This is a genomic window from Streptomyces sp. NPDC017448 (genome assembly GCF_044330565.1).
In the GTDB taxonomy this organism is placed as follows: domain Bacteria; phylum Actinomycetota; class Actinomycetes; order Streptomycetales; family Streptomycetaceae; genus Streptomyces.
The window spans coordinates 1-14,272 of the sequence record NZ_JBIRLM010000008.1 but is presented as its reverse complement, the minus strand read 5'-3'; the positions used below and the strand labels follow the sequence as shown (position 1 = coordinate 14,272).

The window sequence follows — 14,272 nt, the reverse complement described above, 5'->3', positions numbered from 1 at the left end:
GCGCCCCACCGGAGCCGGTGGGGCGCTCGTGGGCGTTCCGGCTCAGGACCGGAGGCGGGTCACTCCGCGGCCGCGATCTTCTCGCCCGCCTCGTCGCTCTCCTCGTCCGGCTCCTTCGGCCCCTTCTTCTCCTTGATGGTGAGCGAGACGAGCACCGCGAGGAGGCCGAGGGCCCCCAGGGCGAGGAAGACGGTGTTGATACTGCTCCCCAGGCCCTCCAGGATCGGGCGCGCGACTCTGGGGTCGAGAGTGCCGAGCACCGACGTGTTGTCGAGGTCGATGCCCTCGGTGCCGTCGAGCAGCCCGTCGAGGACCTTCTGGTCGGCGGCGCTGGCCTGCACGGCCGGGTCGTTGACCGCGGCCCGCACCTCGGGCGAGTTCCGTACCGAGGCGAAGGAGTCGATGATCCGGCCGGCGGCGATGCCGAACATGATCGAGAGGAAGATCGCCGTGCCGGAGATGGCGCCGAGCTGCCGCGAGAAGCTGTACAGCCCGCTGGCGACGCCCATGTCCTTGCGGGGAACGCTGTTCTGCAGGGCGGTGAGGACCGTCTGCATGAAGACGCCGAGCCCCAGGCCCATCGCGACGGCCAGGGCGCCCATGATCCAGAGCGAGGTGTCCACGCCGACCGTGCTGAGGACCAGATAGGTGACGCTGAGCATGGTCAACCCGCCGGCCAGCATGAACTTGTAGCGCTCGGTCCTGGCGACGACGGGTCCGGCGAACTTGGCTCCCACGGTGGTCGCGAGCGACTGCGGCAGCAGCAGCAGGCCCGCGGTGGTGGGCGAGAGGCCCTGCACGATCTGGAGGTAGAGCGGCAGGAACGTCATGGAGGTGAAGGCGCCGATGCCTCCGATGAAGTTCACCACGTTCACCCGCGTGAACGCGCTGTTCCTGAAGAGCCGGGGCGGCATCAGCGCCTCGTCGCCCATCCTGCGCTCCACGAGCAGGAACCAGACCGCGCCGGCCGCGCCCAGCGCGAACAGCGTCAGCGAGAGCGGCGAGGCCCAGCCCCATTCCTTGCCCTGTTCGGCGACCAGCAACAACGGCACCAGTGCGATGACCAGCGAGGTGGCTCCCCAGTAGTCGACGCGCTGGGGGACCCGGACGCTCTTCAGGGTGAACAGCTTGCCGACGACGACCAGGGTGATCAGGCCGATCGGCAGGTTGATGAGGAAGATCCAACGCCATCCCTCGATGCCCAGGAAGCTGTCCAGGCCGGCGAAGAGCCCGCCCACGGCCGGGCCCAGGACGCTCGCGACGCCGTAGACCGCGCCGAAGTTCGCCTGGTAGCGCACCCGCTGGTCCGGCGGCAGCATGTCGGCCAGCACGGCCAGGGCGACCGACGCCAGTCCGCCGCCGCCCAGCCCCTGGACGGCTCGGTACAGGGCGAGTTCGTACATCGACTGGGATGTCGCGCAGAGCAACGACCCCAGCAGGAAGAGCGCGATGGCGACCATGTACAGCCGCTTGCGGCCGAAGATGTCGGAGAGCTTCCCGTAGAGCGGCAGCGAAATGGTCGCGGTGATCAGATAGCCGGTGGTGGCCCAGGCCTGCAGGGTCTGTCCGTGCAGGCTGTCGGCGACCGTCCGCATCGCGGTGGCCATGATCATGCCGTCGAGCGCGGACATGAAGACCGCGAGCAGCAGCCCGGTCACCACCAGGGTGACGGTCCGCCGGCTCAGCTCGGGGTACTGCGGTTCCTCGTCCGCCGCGACTGCCTCAGCCATGGCTGGTACGTCCCTTCTCGCTTCGAGCCATGATGGTCAGAACACCAGCCGCGGCTGCGGCACCGTACGGTCGCCGACGACCTTCAGCTCTCCGGCCAGCTCCTCGCCCGCCACCAGCCGGACGCCGTCCCACAGCCGCCCCGCCCGTTCACCGGCCGGAATCGCGCTCAGTACGGGGCCGAACCAGCCGTTGCCGCCGTTGACGGAGATCACCGGGACGCCGATCAGGTCGATCCGCCGCCCGTCGAGCGGGATCGAGGCGTGGGAGGCGGCGAGGAAGTCGTCCCATCGCGTGGAACGGATCTCTTCCGACAGGCCCGGCTCCAGGCCCACCTCGGCGAGTGCGGCGGCGAGTGCGCCCTCGGCCTTCTCCAGCAGTTCCAGCTGGACCAGCCTGCGCTCCTCGGGCGACAGGTCGCGCGCCCGCCCGAACACGCCCTCCAGGAGGCCGCCCGGTCCGTGCAGACGCGCACCGATCGCGTCGTAGAGCGGAGCGAGGATCTCCTCGCCACGCTGCGCGTGGGCCGCCGCGATCACCCGTGCCGGGCCCTGCGCGAGCTCGTGGTACCGCGCGTTCACGTCCACCTGGCCGGTGCGGGCGCGCATCAGCGCGAGCCCGGTGGGACGCAGGCGCAGCGACACCTCGCGCACGGTCTCCACCTGGCGTAACCACTGGTACGCGAGCCAGGTCCAGCCGCACAGGGGGTCGAACCAGAAGTCCACCCGGTCGCGGTCGGTGTGGTCGGTCGTCATAGTGCTCTCCTCCGGTTGGTCGGCCATGGGCCTGCAGCCGGTGTCCATTGGGCCACCTCAACCGGACTTGAGGTCAAGTCGCGGTGCGGGGCCGGGGCGCGCTGTGTCACCGCGCAGGATCCCGGGCCGTGGTGGGAGTCCTCTCGAAGCGCTCTCGAACCGGAACGGGCGGGAAACGGAGCCGTCCGGGCGGCCGGTCCGTGTCGCGGCATCCTCGACCGGGCTTCGAGCCCGTCTCGCGACGATCGCCGCGACCGCGTCCACCCACGCATCGAAGGTGTGCACATGAAGCTTCTGTTCGTCGCCGGGGGCAGTGGTGGCGTCGTCTTCGCCATCACGCCGCTCGCCGTCGCCGCGCGCGTCGCGGGGCATGAGGTCTACGTCGCCGGGCCCGAGAACGTCGCGTCCACCGTGACGAGCGCCGGGCTGCCCTTCGTCGCGGTCACCGACCGGACCATGCCCGACTTCCTCGCCGACCGGCAGGGAAACAAGGTCGAAGTGCCCAAGGACCTGCACGAGCGGTTCATCTTCAACGGGCGCATCATGGGCCGGTTCGCCGCCGCCTGTGTACCCGGCCTGCTGGAACTGGTCGAACGCTGGCGGCCCGACGTGGTCGTCGGCGGGGCCCTCTCCTTCGCCGCACCCGTCATCGCCGGACACCTCGGCGTCCCGTTCGTACGGCACGCTGTCGACATGGGCGAGCCGCGCACCATCGACCTGGCCGCCGCCGCCGAACTCGGCGTCGAACTGGAGCAGCTGGGTCTGCACGACATGCCCCGGCCGGACCTCTTCATCGACATCTGCCCGCCCACCATGCGGCGGGCCGACGCCCCGGCGGCGCAGCTCATGCGGTACGTGCCGTTCGTCACGCAACGGCAGGTCGAGCCCTGGATGTACACCAAGGGCGACAAGCCCCGGGTGCTGGTGACGGCCGGCAGCCGGGTGACCAAGGAGTTCGACTTCGACATCCTCGTCCAGCTCGGCAACGGCGTCGCCGAGCTGGACGTGGAGCTGCTGATCGCGGCGCCGGAGGCGATCTCGGAGGAGCTCCGCCCGCTCCTGCCCGAGCGGGTGCGGGTCGGCTGGATGCCGCTGGACGTGGTGGGGCGCACGTGTGACCTCTTCGTCCACCACGCGGGCGGCAACACCATGCTGGCCGGTATGGCGTACGGCGTACCGCAGGTGCTCATCCCGTATCTGCCGTACGTGGTCGACTACACCAGCCGGCTCGCCGAGTTCGGCGCGGCGAAGATGCTCACCCCTGAGCAGGACTCGACGGAGAACATCGTGGCCGCCTCCCGCGAGGTGCTGGGCGACCCCTCCTACGCCGAGCGCGCGCGCGAGCTCTCCCGGGAGATGGCCGCGCAGCCCGGCCCTTCGGAGGTCGTGGGCGCCCTGGAGAAGCTCGCGGCATGAAGATCACCGAGCTGGACGTGCCCGGTGCGCTGCTGATCGCCCCCATACCCCATGTCGACGAACGGGGCAGCTTCTACGAGGGGTTCAGGTCCGACGCGCTGCGCGAGGTCACCGGGCGGACGTTCACCGTCGAACAGATCAACTACTCGGTCTCCAGGAACCGCACGCTGCGGGGCATCCACGGCGTGACCATTCCGCCGGGGCAGGCGAAGTACGTCACCTGTGTGAGCGGGGCGCTCCTGGACATGGTCGTCGATCTGAGGGTCGGCTCGCCGACGTTCGGCCGGCACGCGGCCAACGTCCTGGACGCCCGCACGGGGAACGCCGTGTACGTGCCGGAAGGCCTCGGCCACGGCTTTCTGGCGCTCAGCGACGACGCCTGCATCTGCTACGTCCTGTCCAGCCGGTACGTCCCCGGCACCCAGTTCGAGATCGATCCGCTCGACCCCGAGCTCGCGCTGCCCTGGGGGCTCACCGACGCGCCCCTGCTCTCCCCGAAGGACGCGGCTGCTCCCACGCTGGCCCGGGCGAGGGCCGCCGGGACGCTGCCGGTCTGGCAGGAAGACATCTTCGACGTGTACGGAGGAATGCGATGATCAACGTTTTCCAGCCGCAACTGGGCGAGGAGGAGCTCGCCGCGGTCAAGGAGGTGTTCGAGAGCAACTGGCTCGGACACGGCCCCCGGACCAAGGAGTTCGAGGCGGGGTTCGCCGAGCACATCGGCGTCGGCGCCGAGCACACCCTCTTCATCAACTCCTGCACCGCGGGGCTGTTCCTCGCCATGGAGCTGCTGGGCCTCGGCGAGGGCGACGAGGTCGTCCTGCCGTCGGTCAGCTTCGTGGCCGCGGCCAACGCCGTCGCCGGTTCGGGCGCCCGGCCCGTCTTCTGCGACGTCGAGCCGCGCACCCTCAACCCGACCGTCGAGCAGATCGAGGGCGCGATCACCGAGCGGACCCGGGCGGTGATCGTGCTGCACTACGGCGGCTACCCCGGCGACATCGAGCGCATCGCCGCGCTCTGCCGCGCCCGTGGCATCCCGCTGGTCGAGGACGCGGCGTGCGCGGTCGCCTCCCGGGTCGGCGGGCGGGCCGTCGGCACCTTCGGCGACATCGCCCTGTGGAGCTTCGACGCGATGAAGATCCTGGTCACCGGGGACGGCGGCATGCTGTACGTCAAGGACCCGGAGCTGGCGCACCGGGCCCGCCGACTGGCGTACCACGGCCTGGAGCAGTCCAGCGGTTTCGCCGGGGCCAAGGTCTCCCACCGGTGGTGGGAGCTGGACGTCCGGGACTTCGCCCGGCGGGTGATCGGCAACGACCTGACCGCGGCGATCGGCACCGTACAGCTCGGCAAACTGCCGGAGTTCGTCCGGCGCCGCGCCCGGGCGGTGGAGCTGTACAACAGCGAACTGGCGGGCGTGCCGGGGCTCGTGCTGCCGCCCGCCCTGCCGGAGGGGCACGAGACCTCGCACTACTTCTACTGGGTGCAGATGAGCGCCGCCATCCGCGACGAGGTGGCCGCCGAGCTCTACGCCTCCGGCATCTACACGACCTTCCGGTACCCGCCGCTGCACAAGGTTCCCGCCTACGGCGCCGACCTCCGACTCCCGGACGCCGAGCAGGCGGCGGAGCGCACGCTCTGCCTGCCGCTGCACCACGGCCTCCAGGACGCCGAGGTGCGCGAGGTGGCCACCGCGCTCCGCAAGGCCGTCGCCTCCCGGAGCTGACCGCCCGGCCGGCGCTCCGCACCACTGATTCCCTCTGTTCCCTTCACCGGAAAGGCAGTTCAGATGACCCAGCCGCAGAATTTCGCCGCCGACTCCTTCGTCTCCCCCGAGCTCTACACGGAGATCCAGCAGTTCTACGTCCGCCAGCTGGGGCTGCTCGACCAGACCCGGATCGCGGAGTGGGCCGAACTGTTCACCGAGGACGCCGTGTTCGACCAGATCACCGGGGTCGCGCTGCAGGGGCGTGACGTCATCCGCAAGCAGGTGCTCGACCGGGCCGACGAGGTCGTGGAGAAAGGCCTGGACTACTTCCGGCACTGGCTCGGCATGCTCGACGTACGGCCCCAGGACGACGGCAGCCTGCGGGTGCGCGCCTACTCGCTGGCGATGCACACGCCCACCGGCGGCGCGCTGAACATCCACGCGAGCGTGGTCATGGAGGACGTGCTGGTGCGGCAGGACGGCGGATGGAAGGTGTCCCACCGCAATCTCACGCTGGACGGCCGCCCGGCCTGACCCGCCCCGCGGGCACGGAAGAGGGGATGGCTCCCGCGGGAGCCATCCCCTCACTCGTGCACCGTCCCCTCACGCGTCGTCACGCGTCGAGTGGGCTCAGCCGATGGAGATGACGACCTTCCCCCTGCCGTGACCGCTCTCGACGTCACGGTGTGCGTCGGCCGCCCGGTCCAGCGGGTAGACGTGGCGCAGGTGGACCGTGAGCTCGCCACGGTCGTAGCGCTCCACCATGCCCGCCAGCCGCTCCGCGGTCCGCTCACCGCGCACCACCTGGACACCGAGCTCCTCGTGGAGGTGGTAGGCGACCATGGTGCCGATCCGCTTCCGGTCCGCCACCAGCTCGACCGAGGCGCGCAGGGCCTCCTCGCCGGCCAGGTCGAGGGCGGCGTCCACGCCCTGGGGCGCCGCGGCCCGCACCCGGTCGACGACGCCTTCCCCGTACGCCACCGGGATGGCGCCGAGGGACCGCAGGTACTCGTGGTTGGGCTCGCTCGCGGTGGCGATGACCGCCGCCGCGCCCAACTGCTTCGCCAGCTGGATGGTCAGGGTGCCGAGGCCGCCGGAGGCGCCGTGGATCAGCAGGGTGTCGCCCTTTCCGACCTCCAGTACCTCCAGGGCGAGCGCGGCGCCCTGCGCGTTGCCCGGGAAGCCTCCCGCGGTCTCCCAGGACATGCTCGCGGGCTTGCGGACGATCTGGTCGGCGTTGACGGCCAGGTATTCGGCGTAGCACTTGAGCATGCTGAAGCCGAGCACCTCGTCGCCCACGGCGAATCCGGTCACGCCCTCGCCGATCTCGTCGATGACGCCGGCGAACTCGTTGCCGGGGATCTCCGGGAAGGTCATCGTGTAACCGGCCGGGGTCCATCCGGCACGCACCGCCGGGTCGTACGGCATGACGCCGGCGGCCTTGACATTCACCCGCACCTGACCGGGACCGGCCTGCGGCGCGTCCAGTTCGGTCGTACGCAGGACGTCTGCGGGCCCGAACTCGGCGAACGCTGCGGCTTTCATCTTCATGAAGTACTCCTCCACCTTGTATCCGGCCACGGGGCCGGGTGTTTCTTGATATCTGCCCCGGTCAGGGAGCGGGGCGCCGTCGGTTCACTTCGTGTGCGAATCGACGAGCGGAAGCCGCTGGTCCGTCGCGTCGGGCGACCGGCGCGGACGGGACCAGCGGAGCATGGCGGGGACCTCGACGAGCCGGTACATCAGCCAGGCGAGGACGAGGGCGATGGCGAAGGACAGGGCCACGATGCCGAGCGCCGGGAACAGCTCCCACTGGCGGCCGGTGCCGAACTTCATGGGGCCGTAGTAGAGGACCAGCATGTGCACCATGTAGAAGGCGAAGGAGATCTCTCCGAGCCACACCATCGGGCGGGAGGCGAAGAAGCGCGACCGGCCGGCCACGTCGGCCGAGGCGGCGCTGGCCACCACCAGCGCGAGCGGGACGGTGCAGGGCAGCACCATGTTGAACGGGCTGGGCAGCCACAGGGTGATCAGGTATCCGGGCACCACGGTGAGAAGGGCGAGCGGCAGCGGCAGTCGGAGGTACCGGCCGGTCATCACGATCCGCGCCATCACGATACCGATCATGAACTCGAAGACGCGGGCCGGCGGGAGGAAGTTGACGAACCAGTACTTCCACCAGGAGACGTCGTAGAGGTCCACCCGGGGGTTGTCGGGCAGCACGGTCGCGAGGAACGGGATCGCCACGATCGCGGCGAAGAGCATTCCGGCCCACAGCCACAGCCTCTCCGGCCGGATCCGGTTGGCCAGCACGAGCAGCCAGGGGAAGGAGAAATAGAAGAGCAGTTCCACGGCGATCGACCAGCTCGGCCCGTTGATGCCCACGACGACGGTGAAGTCGGGGAACCAGGGCTTGATGAGCAGCAGGCTGGGGAGTGCCGCCTTGGAGGTGACCGCCACTCCGGCCGCGGCCATCAGGATCAGGCCGGCCAGCCAGGTGACGAAGTGGTTGGGGAAGATCTTCACCACGCGGCGGCGCCAGAACCCGCGCCAGTGGTCCCCCGGGCGGGCGGACCAGGTGAGGACGAAGCCGCTGAGGATGAAGAAGAACTGGACGCCGATGAAGCCGAGTGTCGAGATGTACTTCGCCAGCGCCTCGTTGACGCCCTCGCCGGGGAAGATCCACGACAGGGAGACATGGGTGGCGAACACCATCATGGCCGCCACCCACCGCATGCCGGTGAGCGAAGGCAGCGTGACGGGTCTCGCCGGGGCCGTTCCGTTCCGGTCGTGGTCTGCCATGCCGAAATCCTTCTGCTCGCGGTGGGGTTCGGATCGGTCGCGGCCCTGCGGGGCGGCGTCGGGAAGGCTCATCCGGCCAGCGCCCCGATGCCGTACTCGGAGACGGGTTCCCGCTGCCCGCCGCCCTCGGCACGCACCGCCTCGGCGACGGACACGATGTAGCGGCCGTATCCGGACTTGGCGAGGCGGGTGCCGAGCCGGTGGCACTGTTCCGCGTCGATGAATCCCATGCGCAGCGCGACTTCCTCGATGCAGGCGATGCGCAGTCCCTGCCGGCGTTCCAGGATCTGGATGTACTGGGACGCCTCCAGGAGCGAGTCGTGCGTCCCGGTGTCCAGCCAGGCGAACCCCCGGCCGAGGTCGACCAGGCCCGCCTTGCCCCGGTCCAGGTAGTGGCGGTTCACATCGGTGATCTCCAGCTCCCCGCGTGCCGAGGGGCGCAGATCCGCGGCGATGGAGACCACGTCGTTGTCGTAGAAGTACAGCCCGGTGACGGCGCGGTTGGACACCGGCTGCCGCGGCTTCTCCTCGATGGAGAGGAGCCGGCCGTACGCGTCGGCCTCGGCGATGCCGTACCGCTCGGGGTCCTTGACCGGATAGCCGAACAGGAGACACCCGTCGGTGTGCGGCAGGTGGCTGTGCAGCAGCCGGGAGAAGCCGGGGCCGTGGAAGATGTTGTCGCCCAGCACGAGGGCGACCGGGCCCGAGCCGATGTGCCGTGCCCCGATGACGAAGGCATCGGCCAGGCCCCGCGGCTCCGGCTGCGGCGCGTAACTCAGTTCGATGCCGAGGGAGTTGCCGTCACCGAGCAGACGCCGGAAGTGCGGCAGGTCTTCGGGGGTGCTGATGATGAGGATGTCCCGGATGCCGGCCAGCATGAGGACCGACAGCGGGTAGTAGATCATCGGTTTGTCATACACGGGCAGCAGTTGCTTCGAGAGGCCGAGAGTGATCGGGTGGAGTCGCGTCCCGCTACCGCCGGCCAGGATGATTCCCTTCAAACTGGCACCTCGCTCACCTGGCGCGTCCCCCGCGTCGGAAGGGCGCGCTCCTTGACTCATGACCGCCCGAGACTGCGGTACGGCGGTGGAGCCTTCCTCGAACCGGCATCGCGCTCGAACCGACATCGCGGACTCCGTTCTCCGCGTTCGGGGTGCGGCGCCGCGGGACGGCGACCGTCGAAGATTCTCGCGGCGCACTCGAGGCCCACTCGAAGATCACTCGTGGCGCCGCCCGAGCCGTCCTCCACCGGTGCTCGATTCCGACGGACGAGAGTCGCCCCGCGCGCGGTCGGGCCGTACCCCCAGCCGGTCGCGCCTCCTTCCCTGCCCTCTGATGCCGGAGTCGATCATGGATCTCTCGAACCAGACAGCGTTGGTGACCGGAGGGGGGCGCGGCATCGGAAGGGAGATCGCCGTGGCTCTCGCCTCCGCCGGAGCCCGGGTGACGGTGATCGCCCGTGACCGCGCCCAGCTCGCGGAGACGGCCGCCCTCGCCGACCCCGGCGGCGCGCGGGTGCACACCGCCGTCGCGGACGTCACCGACGAGCAGGCCGTCGGCCGCGCGGTCGCCGAGGCCCACCGGCGCTTCGGCCCCGCGACCCTCCTGGTGAACAACGCGGGCGGCTACGCCCCCGACGAGCCCCCCCTGTGGGAGGCGGATCTCGGGAAGTGGTGGCGGACGGTGGAGGTCAACCTCTTCGGGACGCTGGTGTGCAGCAGGGCCGTACTGCCCGCGATGCTCGCCGCCGGCCGCGGCCGGATCGTCAGTGTCGGCAGCGACGGCGGGGTGATCCCCATGCCGCTGAACTCCTACTCCCTGAGCAAGAACGCCGTGGTGCGCTTCACGGAGGCGCTCTCCATCGCCCTGGCCGAGCAGGGCGGCGGCACCGTCCGGACCTTCGCCGTCAACCCCGGACTGGTCCGCACCGCGATGACCGAGCAGTTCGTCGACCGGTACCCGGACACCTCCTGGACACCCGTCGAACTCAGCGGACGTCTGGTCGCCAAGCTGGCCTCCGGGGCCTACGACGCGCTCGCGGGCCGCTATCTCGCCGCCGAGGACGACCTGGACCTGCTGATGGAGCGGATCGAGGACGTCGAGCGGGAGGAGCTCTACGTACAGCGGTTGCGCAGGTTCGCACCCGACGGCGGCATCGAGTCGATCCACTGGCCGGAGTGAGACGGGCGCCGCTCCGGGCCCGGCGGCCGGGAGCGGCATCCGTGCGCGGAGCGGCTAGCCGCCGTGCGGGAGGGCGGACTCGCGCTCGGCACGTCCGCCGTCCCGCGGCGCGGCCTTCGGCCCGCCGCCTCCGGCGGGCGGTGTGCGCTCCTTGCGCGCGGGACTGCCGAACCGGCGCATGACGGGCTCCTCCACCAGACGGTGCAGCAGCCACGCCAGGAGCAGCGTCACCAGCAGCGACAGCGCCACGACCGCCGTCGCCGCCGCGGTGCTCCAGCCGTCCGTACCGAACGCCCCGGTGATCCGGGTCAGCACCATGTGGTGCCAGAGGTAGAAGGCGAAGGAGATCTCGCCCAGCCGGACCATCACCCTGCCGCGCAGAGGTGAGCGGGTGCCGCGGATATCGGCCGTCGCGCCCGCCGCGATCAGCAGGGCCAGGGGCACGACGGTCGCCGCCGCGAACACGAACAGGACGGGGACGTAGAGCGAGATCGCGTAGCCCACCGCCAGCGCCGCCGTCGCGCCGACGAGGCCCGGGCCGGCCCAGCGGCCCTCCCGCACGATGCGCGCCATGAGGACGCCGAGGACGAACTCCATCATGCGGGTCAGCGGAAACACGTAGACGAACCAGAACTGCCAGGCCGGGTTGGGCGCCCACGGCAGATACGGGCGCTCCGGCAGCAGCCCCGCCGCGAACGGCAGGCAGATCACCACGGCCGCCAGCCCGGCCGCCCAGTACCACAGGTGCTCCGGCGCGATCCGGGCGATCAGTCTCCGCCACAGCGGGAAGGTGGCGTAGAACACCAGCTCACAGGAGATCGACCAGCTCACCGGGTTGCCGCCCATCGAGATCGACGGGTCGTGCCACCACGACTGGATCAGCAGCGCCCCCGGCAGGACTCCGGTGACCTGCGCCCCCGCCCACAGCGCCAGCAGGAGGGCCGCCGTCAGCGTGACCAGATGGTTGGGGTAGATCTTCAGGAGCCGGCGGCGCCAGAACCGGCGCACCGTGTCCCCGGGCTTGGCCGACCAGGCGAGGACGAACCCGCTGAGCACGAAGAAGAACGAGACACCGACCCAGCCGAGGTTGCTCGCGAGGCGGCCCCCCGTCTCCCCGAAGAGTTCGGCCGGAAAGGTCTCCCAGACGGCGTGGTAGACGAAGACGGAGAGGGCGGCCAGCCACCGCATCCCCGTCAGTGTGGGCAGGCGTTCTCCCGCGGACCGGATCTCTCCCGTGCTCATAACGACCTTTTCCATGCGGTGGGACGACTCCGTGACGGGCCCGGTGGGGGACGGAAACCCGTCGTCCGGAGGGGACGCGGCCAGCCTCGCCGCCGTGGCTCGATCCCGACTCGTTTCCGCCCTCAAACCTCTGTCCACCGGCTCTCAAGTCCCCGTCCAGTGCGCTTAGAGCCACCGTGTGCAGGGTGTGCACCGCAGGCCAGGGCGGCCGGCCGGCATCGGCCGGAACACCGCCTCGATTTCGTCAACGGGGGCGTGTCATGAGGCTGTTGTTTCTCGCGGCCGTGGTCAAGGAGCATCACGAGGCGACCGTCGGCGTCGACCTCGCCAACCAGCTCCGTGGCGCCGGCGTACAGAGCCACTTCGTCATCGACACCTACAACGAGCAGCAGGTGGCGGCGGCGGGCCACCCCGCCACGGTCGTCTCGCCGGCGATGGACGACGACATCCGTGACGTCCTGCGCCGGGTCGTGGGCACGTTCCGGCCGGACGCGATCGTGCTGAGCGACTACGTCGCGCACTGGGTCGCGTTCACCTACGCCTACCGGACCGACCCGTGGTGCGTCGAGGAGTTCGGCCTGCCGATCATTCCGATGGATCTGTACGAGCTCGCGAACACCGACTTCGACCTGGAGATCCTGGGCCGCACGGTCCGGGCGGACGACCGGATCCTGTCCATGCCCGCCCACCTGCGGCCCGTCCCCGTGGCCCGGCCGGAGCCCGGCCCCGGCCCCGGCGACGCCCAGGCCCTTCCCTACCGGCTGAGCCGGACGATCGGGCCCGCTTCGGCCGCCGAGCGGAACCGGATCCGCGGGCCGCTCGGCCTGTCGGACGACGAACGCCTTCTCGTGGTCCCCACCATGGACTGGCAGCAGCTCATCTCGGCCAAGGGCGACCGGATCACCCGAGAGCTGGGCGCCCGGGTACCGGAGCTGATCGCCGGTTACCTCGGCCGGCTGCCCGAACGCACCCGCTTCCTGCTGCTCGGCCCGGACTGGGAGGCGTTCCGGCGGCTGCCCCCGGAGCGCACCCACCTGGTGTCCTCCTACACCCCCGCGGAACACGACGACTGGGTCCGTGCCGCGGACGGGGTGATGGCCTTCCACCTCCCTTCCCCCGCGCTCGAACGGTCCGTCTTCGCCGACGTCCCGGGGCTCTACGCGGTCAACGGGATCGAGGTGGAGCCCGGCGCCGGGCGCGCGGTGCTCACGGACGCCCTCGGCGGGGTGTCCCCGCGGGTGGCCGCATGGCTGGACGCCTTCCCGCTGACCCTGCCCGAATTCCACCTGTGGCCGCTGCGGTGGAACTCCATCTACCGGCCGCTGTACGCCGGGAACCCTTTCGCGGAAGCGGTCGCGCACGCCGAGATCCTCGATGAGCCATCGGTCGTCGGCCAACTGGAGGAACTGCTGTACGACGGCGCCGCGCAGGACCGCCTGGCGGCGGCGCGCGACGGATACCGGCGGCAGATCGACGCACTGCCCGACACCGTCGAGGTCTTCTCCGAAGCCGCCCGGCGCTTGGGGCTGAAAGGCCCGTCCTGATCGCTGCGTCCACCGCGCGCAGCCTTTCTGACCGCATTCCTTTTCCTTATTCCTTTTCCGCTTCCCCTTTCCGCTTTCCCTTTCCTCTCATCCGGACCAGCACTCGAACGGGAGTCCACCATGTCCTTTTCCCTGACCGCCAAGAGCACGTGGAAGCGCAGAGTTCTCGCCACCGCCGCCATATCCACCGCCCTGTGGACGATGTCGACGTCCATCGCGAGCGCCGATTCGCTGACCGTCCCCTATTTCTGCCGCAGCGCCGAGGGCTCCGGGGAGTGGGAGCCCTACACCGGCCCCCGCGGCTACGAGGTGACCGCCCCGGCCACCGTCTCCCCGTACCAGACGTTCACCATCGTCTTCGACACCTCCGCCAACCTGGCGAACCCGGCCTACGCCTCGGAGGTGCGGGACGTGAAGCTGGTGTACCGGCTTCCGCAGAACGCCCTCATCCGCGGCTACAGACTGACCGGCGGCCACGGTCTCGGCGACGCGAAGGTGAAGGTGCAGGCCTCGGGGCACGAACTCTCCGTGGTGACCGCAGGACCGCTGACCACCAGCACCACGCTCGATCTGCCCAACCTGGAGGTCAAGCTGACCGCTCTCGGCTCCGGCACGCTCGTCAGCACGGCGGGCGGCACGTCGTTCGACGACCCGGGGTACAAGTTCCGTTTCCGCGGTGTGCCGAGCAACGAGTGGGGCCAGGCCCAGTGCTACCCCGACCCCGCCGGGCCGATGACGCTGAGCACGATCCCCATCGTCTGACCGGCGCCGGGCGAAGGGGGCCCGGGGGGGGGGGGCCCCCCGCCGCGCGGCGCCCGGCCCCCCGCGCCCGGGCCCCCCCCCCCCGCCCCCCCCCCCCCCCCCCCCCCCCCCCCCGCCCCGGCGGCCACCCGCCC

General features: G+C 70.6%; 13 protein-coding genes. 7 read left to right on the top strand and 6 right to left on the bottom strand.

What is annotated here, in order from left to right:
* Positions 1–59: 59 nt before the first annotated feature.
* Together ACH4K1_RS15410 and ACH4K1_RS15405 are read right to left on the bottom strand one after the other, a co-directional pair.
* Positions 60–1,730: an MDR family MFS transporter gene (locus ACH4K1_RS15410; protein ID WP_398089747.1), complete on the bottom strand. Its 1,671-nt coding sequence runs from the start codon at positions 1,728–1,730 to the stop codon at positions 60–62.
* Between the two features lie 36 nt (positions 1,731–1,766).
* Positions 1,767–2,483 (bottom strand): DsbA family protein, encoded by a 717-nt coding sequence (locus ACH4K1_RS15405; protein WP_398089745.1) that lies wholly within the window; start codon positions 2,481–2,483, stop codon positions 1,767–1,769.
* Between the two features lie 285 nt (positions 2,484–2,768).
* On the opposite strand from ACH4K1_RS15405, the gene ACH4K1_RS15400 reads away from it, so the two are divergent.
* The 4 genes from ACH4K1_RS15400 (at position 2,769) to ACH4K1_RS15385 (ending at position 6,141) form a co-directional block, all read left to right on the top strand.
* On the top strand, positions 2,769–3,899 hold the full coding sequence (locus ACH4K1_RS15400; RefSeq protein WP_398089743.1) for a glycosyltransferase: 1,131 nt from the start codon (positions 2,769–2,771) through the stop codon (positions 3,897–3,899).
* The gene (locus ACH4K1_RS15395) at positions 3,896–4,495 is read left to right on the top strand and encodes a dTDP-4-dehydrorhamnose 3,5-epimerase family protein (RefSeq protein WP_398089741.1); all 600 of its coding nucleotides are present in this window, start codon (positions 3,896–3,898) and stop codon (positions 4,493–4,495) included. The genes ACH4K1_RS15400 and ACH4K1_RS15395 overlap by 4 nt, the downstream gene beginning before the upstream one ends.
* Entirely contained in the window at positions 4,492–5,625 is a 1,134-nt protein-coding gene (locus tag ACH4K1_RS15390) for a DegT/DnrJ/EryC1/StrS family aminotransferase (protein WP_398089739.1), read from the top strand. Before ACH4K1_RS15395 ends, ACH4K1_RS15390 begins: the two co-directional genes overlap by 4 nt.
* 63 nt (positions 5,626–5,688) lie before the next feature.
* On the top strand, positions 5,689–6,141 hold the full coding sequence (locus ACH4K1_RS15385) for a nuclear transport factor 2 family protein (RefSeq protein WP_398089737.1): 453 nt from the start codon (positions 5,689–5,691) through the stop codon (positions 6,139–6,141).
* Positions 6,142–6,237: 96 nt separating this feature from the next.
* Here the strand turns inward: ACH4K1_RS15385 and ACH4K1_RS15380 are convergent, their stop codons facing one another.
* The 3 genes from ACH4K1_RS15380 to rfbA all read right to left on the bottom strand — a co-directional run bounded on the left by ACH4K1_RS15380 (position 6,238) and on the right by rfbA (position 9,410).
* Entirely contained in the window at positions 6,238–7,188 is a 951-nt protein-coding gene (locus tag ACH4K1_RS15380; protein ID WP_398089735.1) for an NADP-dependent oxidoreductase, read from the bottom strand.
* Between the two features lie 54 nt (positions 7,189–7,242).
* Entirely contained in the window at positions 7,243–8,409 is a 1,167-nt protein-coding gene (locus ACH4K1_RS15375) for an acyltransferase family protein (protein WP_398089733.1), read from the bottom strand.
* Positions 8,410–8,477: 68 nt separating this feature from the next.
* Positions 8,478–9,410, bottom strand: a complete 933-nt coding sequence (rfbA, locus tag ACH4K1_RS15370) for a glucose-1-phosphate thymidylyltransferase RfbA (protein WP_398089731.1) — start codon at positions 9,408–9,410, stop codon at positions 8,478–8,480.
* Between the two features lie 58 nt (positions 9,411–9,468).
* Between rfbA and ACH4K1_RS15365 the strand changes: the two genes are divergently transcribed.
* Entirely contained in the window at positions 9,469–10,590 is a 1,122-nt protein-coding gene (locus tag ACH4K1_RS15365; RefSeq protein WP_398089729.1) for an SDR family NAD(P)-dependent oxidoreductase, read from the top strand.
* Between the two features lie 54 nt (positions 10,591–10,644).
* Here ACH4K1_RS15365 and ACH4K1_RS15360 read toward each other — a convergent pair whose 3' ends face one another.
* On the bottom strand, positions 10,645–11,832 hold the full coding sequence (locus ACH4K1_RS15360; RefSeq protein ID WP_398089727.1) for an acyltransferase family protein: 1,188 nt from the start codon (positions 11,830–11,832) through the stop codon (positions 10,645–10,647).
* Between the two features lie 260 nt (positions 11,833–12,092).
* Here ACH4K1_RS15360 and ACH4K1_RS15355 point away from each other — a divergent pair, with 260 nt between their 5' ends.
* The gene (locus ACH4K1_RS15355) at positions 12,093–13,376 is read left to right on the top strand and encodes a DUF6365 family protein (protein ID WP_398089725.1); all 1,284 of its coding nucleotides are present in this window, start codon (positions 12,093–12,095) and stop codon (positions 13,374–13,376) included.
* A gap of 120 nt (positions 13,377–13,496) precedes the next feature.
* On the top strand, positions 13,497–14,138 hold the full coding sequence (locus tag ACH4K1_RS15350) for a hypothetical protein (RefSeq protein ID WP_398089723.1): 642 nt from the start codon (positions 13,497–13,499) through the stop codon (positions 14,136–14,138).
* The last annotated feature ends 134 nt before the right edge of the window (positions 14,139–14,272 follow it).